Below are 16,729 nucleotides of genomic sequence, written 5' to 3'. Positions count from 1 at the left end.
CGGCGAGGCCCGCCACCGGCTGCTCCCCCGTCACCCGGAACGTGGCGCTGCTCCCGCCGTGCCCCGGCTGCGGCGCGGCGCCCTGGTCGGCCTGCACGGCCGAGCCGAGGACCTCTCCGAGCACGCTCCTGATCTCGTACCCCGCCACGCCGTCAGTCGTCACGATCAGCATGTCACCACGGTAGATGACGGTCCGGACGGAACGCGACGCATCGCCGCGGAACGGGCGTCGGGCGGCCGAGACGCGACCGTCCTCCCGGGGGTGCGTCCGGGAGGACGGTCGCGCCGGACGTCGTCCGCGCCGCTCTCGTTCGGTCCAGCCGTTCGGTCCAGCGGTTCAGTCCAGGTACTCGCGGAGCATCTGCGCGCGGGACGGGTGGCGCAGCTTCGCGAGCGTCTTCGACTCGATCTGGCGGATCCGCTCCCTCGTCACGCCGAACTCCCGGCCCACCTCCTCCAGGGTGCGCGGATGCCCGTCGGTCAGGCCGAAGCGCAACTGGATGATGCGCTGCTCCCGCTCCGACAGCGTGCCGAGGATGTCCTCCAGCTGGTCCTGGAGGAGGATGAACGCCGCCGCCTCGATCGGGACGACGGCGTCGGCGTCCTCGATGAAGTCGCCGAGGTCGGAGTCCTCCTCGCCGATCGGCGACTGCAGCGAGACCGGCTCCTGCGCGATCCGCTGGATCTCCACGACCCGGACGGGCGACAGGCCCATCTCCAGGCCGATCTCGTCGGGGCTCGGCTCCCTGCCGAGGTCCTGGTGCATCTGCCGCTGCACGCGGACGAGCTTGTTGATCGTCTCGACCATGTGCACCGGGATCCGGATCGTGCGCGCCTGGTCGGCGATCGCCCGGGTGATCGCCTGCCGGATCCACCAGGTGGCGTAGGTGGAGAACTTGAACCCCTTCGTGTAGTCGAATTTCTCGACCGCGCGGATCAGTCCGAGATTTCCCTCCTGAATGAGGTCGAGGAACAGCATTCCCCGGCCCACGTAGCGTTTCGCGATCGAGACCACAAGGCGGAGATTGGCCTCGATCAGGCGTTGCTTCGCCCGCGCACCCTCGCGGGAGAGCAGTTCGAGGTCGAGCAGCTCGCCGCGGGCGAGGACGGCGGTCTGCGCCATCTTCTCCTCGGCGAACAGTCCCGCCTCGATCGATTTCGCCAGTTCTACTTCATCTTCTGCCGTTAGAAGCGGTACGCGACCGATCTCTCTCAGGTAGATCCGAACCAGGTCGCTCGTCGGCGCCCGCTTGCCGAGGTCTCCCTCGTCCGCTCGCGCGACGTCCTCGGTCTCCTGCTGAGACTCGAGTACGTCCACCCCCTGCTCTGCGAGCATCCGGACGACCCGCTCCAGCGAGTCGTCCGGCAAGTCCGAGCGATCGAGCGCGGCAGCGACGTCCTCGACGGTCACGCCGCCGCGTTCTCTGCCGCGTGCGACGAGGTCCGCCACCTGATCAACCGATGGCGCCTCGCTTGGCAGCACCGAAGGGCCCACGAAGACAGTCTGCGTCAAATGGGGTCTAGATCACAGGACCCATTTTGCGGTCTCTTGACTTACTGTGACCCAAGCCCTCGCTCCCGCAACACCCGTCTCTGCTGCTCAAGCGCGACAAGATCGCCGAAGAGCCGGTTGTACTCCTCGGGGGCCTCGACCGGATTCAGCCGCCCGAGTTTAGATTTCGCGTCGGCGATCATGCGGGTGAGCTGGCGTTCCTGTATTCGGGCGAGCAGTTCGACGGCATAGCGGTCGTCCGAATCCTGGGCGGCCCGGGCCGGTTCCACGCCGAGTTTGGTGATCAGGTCTCTCACCTGGTCGTTCGGCGCCCCCTCCAGCAGGTGCGCGACCCATTCCTGGACCGCGCCCGCGGCCGTCACCCCGCCCGCCGCCGCGATCACCGTGCGCACCGCCGCGTGCGGCGGCGCGATGAACGCCTCGGCCGGCACGTCGTCGAACGCCGGGCCGAGCAGCGCGGGCCGCTGGACGGCGAGTTTCAGCAGCTCGCGCTCCCGCTGGACCTCCGGGTCGTGCGGGTCGAAGGCGGGCCGCGGCGGCGCGTCCGGCGCGCCGTTCCCGTTCTGCGCGCGGGCGTCGCCGAGGTCGCGGCCGCCGCCGGGACGGCCGTTTCCGGCCCGTCCGTTACCGGGTCTTTCGCCCCCCTGGCCGGGACGGCCCTGCCGCCGGTTCGCGAGCTCGCGGACGCGCCGCAGCACGAACTGCTCGTCCATGATCCCGAGCCAGCGGTCGAGGTTCACCGCGTACATGTGGCGGCGCGAGCGGTCCTTGATGGCGGCGACGACGGGGGCCGCGGCGTCGAGCGCGCCAAGCCGCCCCTCGACCGTGTCGAGGTCGTGCTGCTCGATCGCGCTGCGCACGGCGAACTCGAACAGCGGCAGCCGGGACGCCACGAGGTCGCGCACGGCCGCGTCGCCGTGCCGCAGGCGCAGGTCGCACGGGTCGAGCCCGTCCGGCTGGACGGCGACGAACGTCTGCGAGACGAACTTCTGCTCGTCGTCGAACGCGCGCAGCGCCGCCTTGCGCCCGGCCGAGTCGCCGTCGAAGGTGAAGATCACCTCGCCGCGGAACTCGTCCTGGTCCATGAGGAGGCGGCGCAGGACCTTGATGTGGTCGTCGCCGAAGGCCGTCCCGCAGGTGGCGACGGCGGTGGGGACGCCCGCGAGGTGGCAGGCCATCACGTCGGTGTAGCCCTCGACCACGACGGCCTGGCGGCGGCGCGCGATCTCCTTCTTCGCGAGGTCGGCGCCGTACAGCACCGAGCCCTTGTGGAAGAGCGGCGACTCGGGGGTGTTCAGGTACTTCGGGCCTTCGTCGTCCTCGTAGAGGCGGCGCGCGCCGAACCCGATGACGTCGCCGGACAGGTCGCGGATCGGCCACATCAGCCGCCCGCGGAACCGGTCCATCGGGCCGCGCCTGCCCTCCTTGGCGAGGCCGCCCGCGACGATGTCGCGGTCGGCGAAGCCGCGCCCGCGCAGGTGCCGGACGAGCCCCTCCCACTCGCGGGGCGCGAAGCCCACCCCGAAGTGCTCGGCGTCGGCGGCCTCGAAGCCGCGCGCGGACAGGAACTCCCGGCCGATCGCGCCGTCCGGCGCGCGCAGCCGCTCGGCGTAGTACTCGGCGGCGGCCCTGTGCGCCTCGATCAGCCGGGCGCGCTGCCCGCCGTCCTGCCGGGGGCCGCGGCCGGGGCCGCCGTCCTCGTAGCGGAGCTGGACGCCCGCCTGCGCCGCGAGCCGCTCCACCGCCTCGGCGAACGTCAGGTGCTCGATCTCCTGGACGAACTTGATGACGTCGCCGCCCGCCTCGCAGCCGAAGCAGAAGTACAGCCCGCGCGCGGGGGTCACGTTGAAGGACGGCGACTTCTCGTCGTGGAACGGGCAGAGGCCCTTGAGATTGCCGCCGCCCGCGCTGCGGAGCTGCAGGTACTCGCCGATCACGGCGTCGATGGACGCCCGCTCGCGGACGAGCGCGATGTCCTCGTTGCGAATCCTGCCTGCCACGACGAGGAGTCTACGGCGGGCCCACGACATCCGCCGCCGCGCGCCGGAACCCGCGCACCGCCCGTCCCGCCGCGCCTCCGGCGGGCTCCGCCGGACACGGCTTAGGGCCAGCGGTCTGGATCATCCTGACATGACCGGAATTCCGGTTTTCGTGGCCGGACTCGGCCGGATTGACGGCGGTCCGTGCCGGGTCGACTATGGACAAACGGCCCCGCGCACGATGTGATGACGAGCCGAGATTTTGCTCACACGCAGGCGGAAACCGATGACGGATGTAGTGCTCGACGGCGTCGACAAGGTGTACCCCGGAGGGTTCGAAGCCGTCCGGAACGTCCGCCTGCGGATCAACGACGGTGAGCTGTTCGTCCTGCTCGGGCCGTCCGGGTGCGGCAAGTCCACCATCCTGCGGATGATCGCCGGGCTGGAGGAGATCACCAGCGGCGACATCTGGCTGAACGGGTCCGTCGCGAACGACCTCCCGCCCCGGGATCGGAACGTGGCAATGGTGTTCCAGGAGGGCGCGCTCTACCCGCACCGCACGGTCAAGGGCAACATGATGTTCCCCCTGGAGGTCTCCGGGGACGACCGCGCCGAGGCGCACGCGAAGGTCCTCGAACTGGCCCGCGCGCTCGGCATCAACACGATGATCGACCGGCTGCCGCGCACGCTGTCCGGCGGCCAGCGGCAGCGCGCCGCGATCGGCCGGGCGCTGATCCGCGAGCCGTCGGTGTTCCTCATGGACGAGCCGCTCTCCAGCCTCGACGCGGGCCTGCGCACCGAGCTGCGGGTCGAGATCGCCGGGCTGGTGCGCTCCAGCGGCACGACCACCGTCTACGTCACGCACGACCAGGTCGAGGCCATGACGATGGCCGACCGGATGGCGGTGCTGCGCGACGGCGTCCTGGAGGACGTCGGCACCCCCGAGCAGATCTACTCCGACCCGGCGACCGTGTTCGTCGCCGCGTTCCTCAGCTCCCCGCCGATCAACCTGCTGCAGGCCACGCTCTGGGCGGTGGAGGGCGAGGGGCTGCTGCTCGACTTCGGGCCGCAGCGGCTGACCGTCCCGTGGGAGGACCCGCGCGCCTCCTCGCTGATCAGCCACCACGGCCGGTCGGTCATCGTGGGGATCCGCCCGGACACGCTCATGCCCATCGCGCCGGGGACGCCCGCCGCCCCGGGAACGGTCCTTTCCGGGCAGGTCCGCGCGCTGGAGTTCCACGGGCACGAGTGGCTCGCCTACGCCGAGGCGGGCATCGCGACCGTGGACGCGACCGAGATCGGGCGCCCGCCGCGCCCCGCGCCGGCGGCGCCGGAGCGCCCCGGGCTGCGCGACCGGGTGCGCGAGCTGCTCGGCCGGCCGAACCAGGGCGGGGAGGCGGTCGAGGAGGAGCACGCCGGCCACCACCGCCGGTCCGACCTCGTGTTCCGCATCGCCCCGGGCGACCGGCCGAACCGCGGCGACCACGTCGCGCTGACCGTCGACCTCGACCGCGTGCTGTTCTTCGGCGCGGACGGGCGGCGCGTCAACCCCGTCCTGCGGTAGCGGGCTCCGCGGCGGCCCCGGTCGCGGCTCCGGCGGTGGCGGTGAGGTCGGCCTCGCCGCGCCCCGCCGAGCAGGCTCCGGTGAGCGCGTCGCCGTAGATGCCGATCTTCCACTTGATCCGCGTCTGCTGCTCGCGCAGCAGGGCGATCTGCTCCTCGACCCGGCGGTCGTGCGCCTGCAGCAGTTCGAGCCGCTCCGACACCGTGCCGGGGCCGCCCCTGGCCAGCTCGGAGTACCTGAGCATCTCGGCGATCGGCATGCCGGTCCCGCGCAGGCAGCGGAGCATTTCGAGCCAGGACAGGTCGTCGTCGGTGAACACGCGGCGGCCGGACGCGTTCCGCGCGATGCCCGAGAGCAGGCCGATCTTCTCGTAGTAACGCAGCGTGTCGATGCTGAAGCCGCTCTTCTCGGCGGTCTCAGCCGGAGAGTAGGAACCCACGTCCTCCAGACTCCCACCTGGAGTGCACTCCAGGTCAAACGCGGGCACGTCCTCTACTTGACCTGGAGTGCGCTCCAGGACGGAGAGTGAGGTCCGGCACGGCCACGAACGAAGGACCATTGAGACGAAAGGCAGACGTCCATGCGCATCGGACTCCAGATTCCGAGTTTCACCTTCCCCGGCGGGCCGGAGGGGATCGCCCCGGTCTTCGGGCGCATGGCCCGCGAGGCGGACCAGGCGGGGCTGCACTCGCTCTGGGTGATGGACCACTTCTTCCAGATCCAGGGGGTGGGGGCGTCCGAGGAGCCGATGCTGGAGGGCTACTCGGCGCTCGCCTACGCCGCCGCGCTCACCGAGCGGATCACGCTCGGGACGATGGTCACCGGCGTCACCTACCGCCACCCCGGCATCCTCGTCAAGACGGTGACCACGCTGGACGTCCTGTCCGGCGGGCGCGCCTGGCTCGGCATCGGCGCCGCCTGGAACGAGGAGGAGTCGCGCGGGCTCGGCGTCCGGTTCCCGCCGACCGCGGAGCGGTTCGAGCGGCTTGAGGAGACGCTGCGCCTCGCCCGCCAGATGTGGGACGGCGACGAGTCGGCGTTCGAGGGCGTCCACTACGCGCTGGAGCGCCCGCTGAACTCACCGCCCCCGGTGCGCCGCCCGCACCCGCCGATCCTGGTCGGCGGCGGCGGGGAGAAGAAGACGCTGCGGTTCGTCGCCAAGTACGCCGACGCGTGCAACCTCTTCGACTCCGACGAGCTGCCGCGCAAGCTGGACGTCCTGCGCGGGCACTGCGAGCGCGAGGGACGCGACTACGCCGAGATCGAGAAGACGTCGCTGTCCCTCCTCACCGGCCCGGTGTCGGTGGACCAGGTCGTCGACGCCGTCGGACGGCTCGCCGGCGCGGGCGTCGACCAGGCGATCTTCTCCCAGGGCACCGGGCAGGACCTCGCGGGCGTCCTCGGCGAGGCGCTGGCGCAGACCGAGAAGATCGTCCCGGCCGGCCGCTGAACGCGGAGCGCTACGCGGCGGCGGGGGTGAACACCCACTTCTTGTACGACCAGTAGCGGAACGCCGCGCCGAACGCGACGCCCGCGAGCAGCCCGCCGTTGTAGGCGACCCCGCCGTGCAGGCCGAGGGTGTAGTACGTGAACCCGGTGCACAGCACCTGGATGAGCAGCCCGACGCCGTTCAGCGCGAAGAAGATCGCGACCTCGCGGCCGGAGCCGTCGCTGTCGCGGTGGCGGAACACCCAGTAGCGGTTGAGCAGGTAGGACGCGAACGTGGACACCACGGTCGGCACGGCGACGCTGGTGACCGGGCTGCCGCCGAGCCAGGCGCGCATCAGGTTGGCGCCGAAGATCATGATCAGGGTGCCGACGACCCCCACGAAGCCGAAACTGAGCAGCTCGCCGAGGAAGGTTCGGTACGCCGGGGCGGCCGCGACCGTTTTGACCGGCCTTGACCGCTGCATGGTGCTCACTCGCCCAGACCTTACCTGAGTAGGACATTTACCAATGTCACAACCCGGCCAAAAAGGGTAAGAGGCTTTACCGTTCCGGGGCGGCGGCGTCCGCGGCGGTCGTGGCGGGGGCGCTCGCCGAGGCCGCCGTCCCGGCCGCGGGGGCGAGCAGCACGATCAGCCCGACCAGCCCGACGGGCACCGCGAGCGCCCACCCGAGCCCGACGCCCTGCGCGACGAACCCGATGACCGGCGGCCCGCCGAGCAGCCCGAGGTAGCCGACCCCGGTGACGCGGGAGATCCCGCTCGCCGCCGGGACGCCGGGAACGTTCCCCGCCGCGCTGAACGTCACCGGCGCGACCACCGCGACGCCGAGGCCGAACACCGTGAACCCGCCGACGGCCGCCGCCGGGTGCCCGGCGGCGAGCCCGAGCCCGAGGCCGGCCGCGGCGAGCAGGGACCCGGCCCGCAGCACCGGGACGGGCCCGAACCGGGCGACGACCCGGTCCCCGGCGAGCCGTCCGAGGGTCATCGCGACCGCGCAGCCGGCGAAGCCGAGCCCGGCGAGGCCCGGCCCGGCGCCGAGGTCCTCGCGCAGGTAGACCGCGCTCCAGTCGGCCATCGCGCCCTCGCCGACGAACGAGCAGAGGCCGATGACGCCGAGCATCAGCAGCGGCCACCGGGACGCCCGCGCCGCCGCCGCCGTCCCGGCCGGGCGGTCGTCGGCGACGGGCGCGGCGTCCAGGGTGTCGTGGGACGGGTCGAGCAGGTCGCGGCAGCCGACCGCGACCAGCACCGCCAGCACGGCGGCCGCCCCGGCGAGGTGCAGCGGGACGGGGACCCCCGCCTGCGCCATCCCGGAGCCGGCCAGCGCGGCGGCGAGCGTCCCGATGCTGTACGAGCCGTGCAGGCCGGACATCAGCGGGCGCCGGTAGCCCCGCTCGACCGCCACGCCCTGGGCGTTCATGGCCACGTCCATCAGCCCGAGGGACGCGCCCATCAGCAGCAGCGCGACGATCAGCGCCGGGAGGTTCCAGGCCAGGCCGAGCGGGACGAGGGACGCCGCCCCGGCGAGCCCGCCGCCGATCGTGGTGGCGCGGCTGCCCCGGCGGGCGACGATCCGCCCGGCGAAGCGGACGGCGACCACGACGCCGACCGGCCCGCCGAGCAGCGCGACGCCCATCGCGCCCGCGCCCAGCCCGAGATGCTCCTTGATCTGCGGGATGCGGGCGACCCAGGCGGTGCCGAACATCCCGTGGACGGCGAACGCCAGCGTGACGGCGAGCCGGGCACGGCGGAAGGTCGCGATCTCCGTAACCACCCACCCGACTGTACGTGGCTTACCGGTGCCGGTTCAGCCGAGCTCGGCGAGCGGGACGGCGGGGTCGGCGAGCCGGTCCGCGTCCACCTGCGCGCCCGAGCGGATGAGCGCCTGGACGTCGCCCGTGACGTCCCACACGTTGACGTTCATCCCGCCCACGACGCGGCCGCCGGACAGCCAGAACGCGATGAACTCCCGGCCGGGGACGTCCCCCCGGTACACGACCCGGTCGTACTCCCCCGGCGACGCGACGCCCGACATCTCCATGCCGAGGTCGTACTGGTCGCTGAAGAAGTACGGGACGCGGTCGTACACCACGTCCTGGCCGAGCATGGCGCGGGCGGCGGCGGGACCGCCGTTCAGCGCGTTCGCCCAGTGCTCCACGCGGATCCGGCGGCCGAGCAGCGGGTTGTAGGCGTTGGCGACGTCCCCGGCCGCGTAGATGTCGGGGTCGGACGTGCGCAGCGACTGGTCGACGAGGACGCCGTCCGACACCTCAAGGCCCGCCTCCTCGGCGAGACGGGTGTTGGGGCGGACGCCGATCCCGACGACCACGACGTCGGCGGGCACCTCGGCGCCGCCGGAGGTGACCACCGCCGACACCTGCCCGGCGCCCCAGAACCCCGCGACGCCCTGGTCGAGCCGCAGGTCGACGCCGTGCTCGCGGTGCAGGTCGGCGAACACGCCGCCGAGTTCCGGGCCGAGCGCGGCGTGCAGCGGGGACGGCTCAGGCTCGATGACCGTCACCTCGTTGCCGTAGGAGCGGGCGGCGGCCGCCGTCTCCAGCCCGATCCAGCCCGCCCCGGCGACGACGACGCGCCGCCCGCCGGGCGCGAACGCCTGCTTCAACTCCGCCGAGTCGGCCATGGTGCGCAGGTAGTGGATGCCCTGGAGCTTCGCGCCCGGGACGTCCAGCCGCCTCGGCGACGCGCCCGTCGCCAGCAGCAGCTTCGTATAGCGGATCGGCTCCTTGGTCGACAGCCGGACCTCGTGCGCGTGCCGGTCGACGGCGTCGACGGTGACGCCGAGCCGCAGCTCCACGTCGTGCTTGTCGTACCAGTCGGCCTCGTGGACGTGCGCCTTGTCGCGCGGCTCCTTGTCCAGCAGGAAGCCCTTGGACAGCGGCGGCCGCTCGTAGGGCCGCTCGATCTCCTCGCCGATCAACAACAGCCGTCCGGTGAAGCCCTCCTGGCGGAGCGTCTCCGCCGCCTTGGCACCGGCCAGGCTGGCGCCGGCGATCACGAACGTCTCCTCGGGCATGACGACCTCCTGTAGTTGACCTGTTGCTATCCCTACAGCGGCCTCCGTGGCGAGACAAGGGTCAGCACCGGGCGCGTCCCGGCGTAATCGGCGTCCGGCCGGATCCGCGCGGCGTCAGGCCCGGCCGCCGAGCAGGCGGTGCCGCGTCATCGCCGACAGGTCGGTCAGCGAGGCGATCTGGTCGACGACGGCGCGCAGCCGCCCGGCGTCGTCGCGGGCGTCCTCGAACGCGGCGCGAAAGCCCGGTTCGAGGGTCTCGGGCGCGCCCGCGAGGGTCAGCTCGGCCAGTTCGGTGATCAGTGCCCGCTGGCGGGCCCTGACCTCCTCGTGGCTGATCCAGACGTAGTGCGCGGTGATGCCCTTGAGCAGGGCGTTTTCCAGCCGCTGCACGCGCGGGACGATCAGCTCGGCCGCGTACCTGGTGAGCGGGCGGTCGCCGTAGGCGGCGCGGGTGGCGGTCTCGGCGGCCATGCAGAACCGCCCGATCAGCGTGCTGGTGAGGTTCTTCAGCGCGGCGAGGCTGCGCGGCGTCCCGTCGTAGCGGTCCGGCCAGTACGGCTCGGCGAGCAGCGCGCCGAACCGCTCCTCCAGCTCGGCCAGGTCGGCGTCCGGGCAGTACAGCTTGGCCGCGGTGGTCGCGACGAGCCGCCGCTCGGCCGGGTCGGCGAGCCGGGCGAAGTCGATGTGCCCGGCGACGAGCGCGTCCTCCAGGTCGTGGACGGAGTAGGCGACGTCGTCGCTCCAGTCCATGACCTGGGCCTCGAAGCACGTCCGGCCCGGCTCGACGCCCTCGCGGACCCAGTTCGCCACCGGCATGTCGTCGTCGTAGATGCCGAACTTCCCGTTCACCGCCTCGGCCAGCGGCCACGGGTACTTCATCGCGGCGTCCAGCGCGGCGCGGGTCAGGTTGAGGCCGACGCTGCGCCCGTGCAGGGGCGGGCCGTCGGGGGCGAACGACTTCGGCTCCAGCCTGGTCAGGACGCGCAGGCTCTGCGCGTTCCCCTCGAACCCGCCGCAGGGGCGGGCGACGACGTCCAGGGCCGCCTCCCCGTTGTGCCCGAACGGCGGGTGCCCGATGTCGTGGGACAGGCACGCCGCCTCCACGAGGTCGGGGTCGCAGCCGAGCGACTTGCCGAGCTCGCGGCCCACCTGGGCGCATTCGAGCGAGTGGGTGAGGCGGGTGCGCAGGCTCTGCACGGTGTCGGGGGCGGAGTCCGCGCCCGGCGAGGCGACCTGCGTCTTCGCGGCGAGCCTGCGCAGCGCCGCGCTGTGCAGGACGCGGGCCCGGTCGCGTTCGAAGGCCGTCCGGTCGCGCCGCTTGGCGGGCTCGCGGGCCCATCGCTCCCGGTCGCGGCGCGCGTAGCCGCCGGTGCCCGGGTGGGTGGAGGTGCTCGTCATGGCCCTTTCCAGGGTAGGCGGGCGCGTCCCGAGAGCAGCGGCACGGCGGTCAGGGGCCGGACGGCGGCGCGGTCGCGGACGGGTCGATGTGGATGCGCTTGATCGTCTCGCTCGGCGTCTTCACGCTCTTGCCGAGCAGCACGTACGACAGGTAGCCGCCGGTCTCGCGGACGATGTAGTGGAACTGGGTGTCGCGGGTCTGCACGCTCGGCCCGCTGCGGGTCGGGGACGCGGCCGCCTTGATCCCGCTGTCCTCGGCCATCTTCTTGGACCGCAGCCCGTGCCACGGGTCCGTGACGATCACCGCGGACGACCAGTGCCGCCGGTCGAACTCCTTGCCGACGGCCTTCATGCTCTCCAGCGTGTCGCGCCCGACGGGCACCGCGACGACCCGGTCGGCGGGCACGCCGCCCTTCGCGATCAGCCATTCGCGGCCGGAGCCCGCCTCGGTGAAGTTGTCGCCGGGCGCCTTGCCGCCCACGGTGACGATCGCGGGCGCGACGCCCCGCCGGTAGAGGTCGAGCGCGTGCTGGAGCCGCCATTTCAGCGTCGGGGACGGCACCCCGTTGTACTGGGCGGCGCCGAGCACGACGATCGCGTCGGAGCGGGGACGCTCGTCCTGCCGGGCCTGGTACCAGATCCGCAGCCCCACGGTGAGCGGGGTGAGGACGGCGATGGCGAGCAGCCCGGCGAGGACGCTCGCCGGGATCGTGATCCACGGCGAGCGCCTGCGCCGCCGCCCGCGGCGGCGGCGCGGCTCGTCGGCGCGCTCGGCTCGGTCCGGCCCGTCGGCGTCGGCGGGCTCGGCTTCGGACAGGCTCTCCGGCAATTCCACTTCCAACGTCATCGCATCGGACACACTAATTAGATGGTCCGGCACGCGCGTCGGGTTCGGTGATTCGGCGTGTCAGCCGCCTTTTCCGGATATGGTCACCGGCTGTCGCTCCCGCCCGTGCCCGATCCGGACGCGGCCTCCGCCGCCTCGATCGCGGCGCGCCCGGCCTCCAGCCGCGCGACGGGGATGCGGAACGGCGAGCAGGACACGTAGTCCAGCCCGGCCCCGTGGCAGAAGTGCACCGAGTCGGGGTCGCCGCCGTGCTCGCCGCAGATGCCGAGGTGCAGGTCGGGGCGGGCGCGCCGGCCCTCCTCGACGGCGATGCGGATCAGCCGTCCGACGCCCTCCCGGTCGAGCGTCTCGAACGGCGACACCCCGAAGATCCCGAGTTCCAGGTACTGGGAGAAGAACGCCGCCTCGACGTCGTCGCGGGAGAAGCCCCAGGTCGTCTGGGTGAGGTCGTTGGTGCCGAAGGAGAAGAACTCGGCGGCCTCGGCGATCTGCCCGGCGGTCAGCGCGGCCCGCGGCAGCTCGATCATCGTGCCGATCAGCGCCGGGACGTCGACCCCGGACGCCGCCGCGACCTCGGCGAGGATGCCGCGGGCCTCGTCCCGGACGGCCTCCAGCTCCTGCACCGCGCCGACCAGCGGGATCATGATCTCCGGGCGCGGGTCGCCGCCCGCCCGGCGGCGCGCCGCCGCGGCCTCGGCGATGGCCCGGACCTGCATGCCGAAGAGCCCGGGGATGACCAGGCCGAGGCGGACGCCGCGCAGGCCCAGCATGGGGTTCTGCTCGTGCAGGCGAGTGACCGCTTCGAGCAGCTTCCGGTCCTTGGCGTCCGCGCCGTCCCCGGCGAGCGCGACCTTGACCGACAGCTCGGTGATGTCGGGGAGGAACTCGTGCAGCGGCGGGTCGATCAGCCGGATGGTGACCGGGAGGCCGTCCATCGCCTCGAAGATGCCCTCGAAGTCCTGCTTCTGGAGGGGTTCGAGGGCGTCGAGGGCGGCCTTGCGGCCCTCGTCGTCCTCGGCGAGGATCAGCTCCTCGACGAGCCGCCGCCGGTCGCCGAGGAACATGTGCTCGGTGCGGCACAGCCCGATCCCGGCGGCGCCGAACCGGCGGGCGCGGGCGGCGTCCTCGGGGGTGTCGCAGTTCGCGCGCACGCGCAGCCTCGCCCGCGCGTCGGCGTGCCCCATCACGCGGTGGACGGCCTTCACCAGGTCGTCGCCGTCCGCCTCGGTCAGCTCGCCCTCGAAGTACCGGACGACGGGCGAGTCCTCGACCGGGACCTCGCCCAGGTAGACGTCGCCGGACGACCCGTCGATGGAGATCACGTCGCCCTCCCGGACGGTGACCCCGCCGGGCGCGGTGAAGTGCCCGTCCTTGACGTCGACGTCGAGCTCCTCGGCGCCGCACACGCAGGTCTTGCCCATGCCCCGGGCGACGACGGCGGCGTGCGAGGTCTTCCCGCCCCGGGACGTCAGCACGCCCTTGGCGGCGACCATCCCGGCGAGGTCGTCGGGGTTGGTCTCGCGGCGGACGAGGATCACGTCCTCCCCCCGCCCGGCCAGCTCGACGGCGCGGGGCGAGGTGAACACGGCCTTGCCGACGGCGGCGCCGGGCGAGGCGTTCATGCCCCTGGTGAGCTTCGTCACGCCGTCGACCCTGCTCGCGAAGCGCGGGAACATGAGCTGGGCGAGCTGGTCGCCGGTGACGCGGCGGGCCGCCTCGTCCCGGTCGATGAGGCCCTGGTCGAGGAGCTGGCAGGCGATGCGGAAGGCCGCCGCCGCGGTCCGCTTGCCGACCCGGGTCTGGAGCATCCACAGCTTGCCGCGCTCGATCGTGAACTCGATGTCGCACATGTCGCGGTAGTGGTTCTCCAGCGTCTCCATGATCTCCAGGAGCCGGTCGTAGGACGCCTTGTCGATCCGCTCCAGCTCCGTCAGCGGGACGGTGTTGCGGATGCCCGCGACGACGTCCTCGCCCTGCGCGTTCTGCAGGTAGTCGCCGTAGACGCCCTGCTGCCCGGACGCCGGGTCGCGGGTGAACGCGACGCCCGTCCCGGAGTCGAGGCCCATGTTGCCGAAGACCATCGAGCAGATGTTCACGGCCGTGCCGAGGTCGACCGGGATGCGCTCCTGCCGCCGGTACAGGATCGCGCGGGGGGCGTTCCAGGAGTTGAACACCGCCTCGACGGCGAGGTCCATCTGCTCGCGCGGGTCGGTGGGGAACGAGCGTCCGGCCTGCTCCTTGACGATCGCCTTGAACCGTCCGACGAGCTCCTTGAAGTCGTCGGCGGTGAGGTCGCCGTCGCTGCCCGCGCCCCGGGCGCGCTTGACGTCCTCGATCGCGTCCTCGAACAGGTCGCCGTCGACGTCGAGGACGGTCTTGCCGAACATCTGGATCAGGCGGCGGTAGGAGTCCCACGCGAAGCGCTCGTCCCCCGCCTGCGCGGCGAGGCCGTGCACGGACTCGTCGTTCAGCCCCACGTTGAGGACGGTCTCCATCATCCCCGGCATGCTGAACTTGGCCCCGGAACGTACGCTGACCAGGAGCGGGTCGTCGCTCTGGCCGAGCTTCTTGCCCATCGCCGACTCCAGCGCGGCGAGGTGGGAGTCGACCTCGTCGGCGAGCCCCGCGGGCAGGGTCCCGTGGGCGAGGTAGTGTCGGCACGCCTCCGCGGTGATCGTGAACCCGGGGGGGACGGGCAGCCCGAGGTTGGTCATCTCGGCCAGGTTGGCGCCCTTGCCGCCCAGCAGGTCCTTGAGGTCCTTGTTTCCCTCAGTGAAGTCGTACACGAACTTCGGCACGGAGAGCTCCTTCCGCCCTGTTTGCGGGGACTGTACCCGCGAAGTCGCGCATTGTTCGGCGCCCGGTCGGCGGGACGGAGTTTGCCCAGGTCAGACCGAGGATAGTGGTCTATTCCAATTCGGACCAACGGGGATCAACCCGGACACGAGACGTACCCGCTCGGGACGCGGGGTAATGATGGATCACGGAGGTGAGGCTGTGAGGCCGAAGGTCGCCGGCGGCCGGGCGGGGGACCCGTTCGCCCCGATCGCCGATTTCGGATTCCTGTCGGACTGCGAGACGACGGCGCTGGTCGCGCCGAGCGGCAACATCGAGTGGATGTGCCTGCCGAAGATGGACTCGCCCAGCGTCTTCGGGTCGATCCTGGACCGCGACGCCGGGTACTTCCGGGTCGGCCCGGCGGGCGTCGAGGTGCCCGCCGCGCAGCGCTACGTCCCCGGCACCATGGTCATGGAGACCACCTGGTGGGTGCACGGCGGCTGGCTCGTGGTGACCGACGCCCTGCTGATGGGCCCGTGGCACCACGAAACGGAACGTTCCCATACGCACCGCAGGGCCCCGACCGACTACGACGCCGACCACGTCCTGCTGCGGATGGTGGAGTGCGTGAACGGCCAGGTCCAGGTCCGGCTCGACTGCATGCCGGTGTTCGACTACGGGCGGCTCCCGGCCCGCTGGGAGCACACCGGGGCCGGGTACCACGAGGCCGTCGCGCGCGGCGACGGGCTCGGGCTGCGGCTCACCACCGACATGAACGTCGGGTTCGAGGGGTCGCTCGCCACCGCCCGGACCCTGCTGAAGCAGGGCGAGTCCCGGTTCGTGGCGCTGTCGTGGAGCGAGCACGCGGCACCGTCGTCCTGGGCGGACGCGCGCGAGCGGCTCACCTGGACCGTCCACCACTGGCAGCACTGGCTCGACCGGGGCCGGTTCCCCGACCACCCGTGGCGCGGCCACCTGCAGCGCGGCGCGCTGACGCTGAAGGGGCTGACGTTCGGGCCGTCCGGGGCGGTGGCCGCGGCGGCGACGACGTCCCTGCCCGAGTCGCCCGGCGGCGACCGCAACTGGGACTACCGCTACACCTGGATCCGCGACTCCACGATGGCGCTGTGGGCCTTCTACACCCTCGGCTACGACTGGGAGGCCAACGACTTCTTCTACTTCATCACCGACGTCGCCGAGGCCGCCGAGGGCCGACTCCAGATCATGTACGGGCTGGACGGCCGGGAGGAGCTGCCCGAGTCGACGCTCGACCACCTCACCGGGTACGACGACGCCCGCCCGGTCCGGATCGGCAACGAGGCGTACAAGCAGGCCCAGCACGACGTGTGGGGCGCGATCATCGGCTCGATCTACCTGTTCGTGCGCAAGCGCGACCGGCTGGACGACCGGCTCTGGAAGATCATCATCAAGCAGGTGGAGGACGCGCTCGCCAACTGGCGCGCCCCCGACCGCGGCATGTGGGAGGTGCGCGGGGAGCCCCGGCACTTCACCTCGTCCAAGGTGTTCTGCTGGGTGGCGGCCGAGCGCGGCGCCCGGCTCGCCCGCATCCGCGGCGACCGCGACCGGGCCCGCCGCTGGCAGGCCGCCGCCGACGAGATCCACGCCGACGTGCTCGCGCACGCGCTGGACGAGCGCGGCGTCTTCACCGCCCACTACGGCGCCTCGGCGCTGGACGCGTCCGCGCTGCTGATCCCGCTGCTCGGCTTCCTGCCCGCCGACGACAAGCGGGTGCGGGAGACCGTCCTCGCCATCGCCGACGAGCTGTCGGAGGACGACCTCGTCCTGCGCTACCGCGCCGCGGAGACCGACGACGGCTTCGACTCCGATGAGGGGACGTTCACGATCTGCTCGTTCTGGCTGGTCAGCGCGCTGGTGATGATCGGGGAGCTGGACCGGGCGCGGGCGCTGTGCGAGAAGCTGCTGTCCTACGCGAGCCCGCTGCAGCTCTACGCCGAGGAGATCGACCCGCACACCGGGCGCCACCTCGGCAACTTCCCGCAGGCGTTCACCCACCTGGCCCTGATCAACGCGGTCATGCAGGTCATCAGGGCCGAGAACGACGAGCCCCAGTCCCCGCTGGCGTGACGGCGGTCGGCGGGCGCCGACCCGGATGATCACAACCTGACAACTGCCGTCAGAACACCCGT

12 protein-coding genes are annotated in these 16,729 nt (G+C 72.3%); 3 read left to right on the top strand and 9 right to left on the bottom strand.

All coding sequences use genetic code 11. The annotated features are described in order from the left end of the window. Window positions 1-337 precede the first annotated feature (337 nt). Window positions 338-1,483, bottom strand: coding sequence for an RNA polymerase sigma factor RpoD (rpoD, locus tag ACH01S_RS01880; RefSeq protein WP_067884605.1), 1,146 nt, complete (start codon window positions 1,481-1,483; stop codon window positions 338-340). Between the two features lie 71 nt (window positions 1,484-1,554). Next, entirely contained in the window at window positions 1,555-3,513 is a 1,959-nt protein-coding gene (dnaG, locus tag ACH01S_RS01875) for a DNA primase (protein WP_067884603.1), read from the bottom strand. Between the two features lie 265 nt (window positions 3,514-3,778). Here dnaG and ACH01S_RS01870 point away from each other — a divergent pair, with 265 nt between their 5' ends. Continuing rightward, a complete protein-coding gene (locus tag ACH01S_RS01870; RefSeq protein ID WP_067884601.1) occupies window positions 3,779-5,056 on the top strand; it encodes an ABC transporter ATP-binding protein in 1,278 nt (425 codons plus the stop codon). Here the strand turns inward: ACH01S_RS01870 and ACH01S_RS01865 are convergent. Beyond that, on the bottom strand, window positions 5,037-5,495 hold the full coding sequence (locus tag ACH01S_RS01865) for a MerR family transcriptional regulator (protein ID WP_148344565.1): 459 nt from the start codon (window positions 5,493-5,495) through the stop codon (window positions 5,037-5,039). The two genes, ACH01S_RS01870 and ACH01S_RS01865, sit on opposite strands and share 20 nt — an antisense overlap. A gap of 141 nt (window positions 5,496-5,636) precedes the next feature. Between ACH01S_RS01865 and ACH01S_RS01860 the strand changes: the two genes are divergently transcribed. Then, a complete protein-coding gene (locus ACH01S_RS01860; RefSeq protein WP_067884598.1) occupies window positions 5,637-6,506 on the top strand; it encodes an LLM class F420-dependent oxidoreductase in 870 nt (289 codons plus the stop codon). 10 nt (window positions 6,507-6,516) lie between these two features. On the opposite strand, the gene ACH01S_RS01855 is transcribed toward ACH01S_RS01860, so the two are convergent. The 6 genes from ACH01S_RS01855 to ppdK form a co-directional block, all read right to left on the bottom strand. Then, complete coding sequence (locus ACH01S_RS01855; protein ID WP_246236950.1) at window positions 6,517-6,969, bottom strand: GtrA family protein; 453 nt, start codon at window positions 6,967-6,969, stop codon at window positions 6,517-6,519. Between the two features lie 76 nt (window positions 6,970-7,045). After that, a complete protein-coding gene (locus ACH01S_RS01850) occupies window positions 7,046-8,278 on the bottom strand; it encodes an MFS transporter (protein ID WP_067884597.1) in 1,233 nt (410 codons plus the stop codon). Window positions 8,279-8,311: 33 nt separating this feature from the next. Beyond that, a complete protein-coding gene (locus tag ACH01S_RS01845; RefSeq protein WP_067884595.1) occupies window positions 8,312-9,538 on the bottom strand; it encodes an NAD(P)/FAD-dependent oxidoreductase in 1,227 nt (408 codons plus the stop codon). Window positions 9,539-9,652: 114 nt separating this feature from the next. Further along, window positions 9,653-10,936 carry a deoxyguanosinetriphosphate triphosphohydrolase gene (locus ACH01S_RS01840; protein WP_067884592.1) on the bottom strand — a complete coding sequence of 428 codons (1,284 nt, stop codon included), beginning with the start codon at window positions 10,934-10,936 and terminating at the stop codon, window positions 9,653-9,655. Window positions 10,937-10,985: 49 nt separating this feature from the next. Then, entirely contained in the window at window positions 10,986-11,783 is a 798-nt protein-coding gene (locus ACH01S_RS01835) for a YdcF family protein (protein WP_067884590.1), read from the bottom strand. 83 nt (window positions 11,784-11,866) lie between these two features. Beyond that, window positions 11,867-14,581 (bottom strand): pyruvate, phosphate dikinase, encoded by a 2,715-nt coding sequence (gene ppdK / locus ACH01S_RS01830; protein WP_067884588.1) that lies wholly within the window; start codon window positions 14,579-14,581, stop codon window positions 11,867-11,869. Between the two features lie 199 nt (window positions 14,582-14,780). Here ppdK and ACH01S_RS01825 point away from each other — a divergent pair, with 199 nt between their 5' ends. Further along, window positions 14,781-16,667 carry a glycoside hydrolase family 15 protein gene (locus ACH01S_RS01825; RefSeq protein WP_246236915.1) on the top strand — a complete coding sequence of 629 codons (1,887 nt, stop codon included), beginning with the start codon at window positions 14,781-14,783 and terminating at the stop codon, window positions 16,665-16,667. Window positions 16,668-16,729: the final 62 nt, after the last annotated feature.

This window comes from Actinomadura chibensis NBRC 106107 (assembly GCF_001552135.1).
GTDB classification, from domain to species: Bacteria; Actinomycetota; Actinomycetes; order Streptosporangiales; family Streptosporangiaceae; genus Spirillospora; species Spirillospora chibensis.
The sequence above is the reverse complement of the archived record's forward strand: the minus strand, read 5'-3'. Positions and strand labels throughout refer to the sequence as shown.

What these genes read in the sequence shown, in the direction of transcription:
- ACH01S_RS01870 (WP_067884601.1), top strand. Translation starts at nt 3,779, where the DNA reads ATGACGGATGTAGTGCTCGACGGCGTCGACAAGGTGTACCCCGGAGGG.
- ACH01S_RS01860 (WP_067884598.1), top strand. Translation starts at nt 5,637, where the DNA reads ATGCGCATCGGACTCCAGATTCCGAGTTTCACCTTCCCCGGCGGGCCG.
- ACH01S_RS01855 (WP_246236950.1), bottom strand. Translation starts at nt 6,969, where the DNA reads ATGCAGCGGTCAAGGCCGGTCAAAACGGTCGCGGCCGCCCCGGCGTAC.
- ACH01S_RS01845 (WP_067884595.1), bottom strand. Translation starts at nt 9,538, where the DNA reads ATGCCCGAGGAGACGTTCGTGATCGCCGGCGCCAGCCTGGCCGGTGCC.
- ACH01S_RS01840 (WP_067884592.1), bottom strand. Translation starts at nt 10,936, where the DNA reads ATGACGAGCACCTCCACCCACCCGGGCACCGGCGGCTACGCGCGCCGC.
- ACH01S_RS01835 (WP_067884590.1), bottom strand. Translation starts at nt 11,783, where the DNA reads ATGACGTTGGAAGTGGAATTGCCGGAGAGCCTGTCCGAAGCCGAGCCC.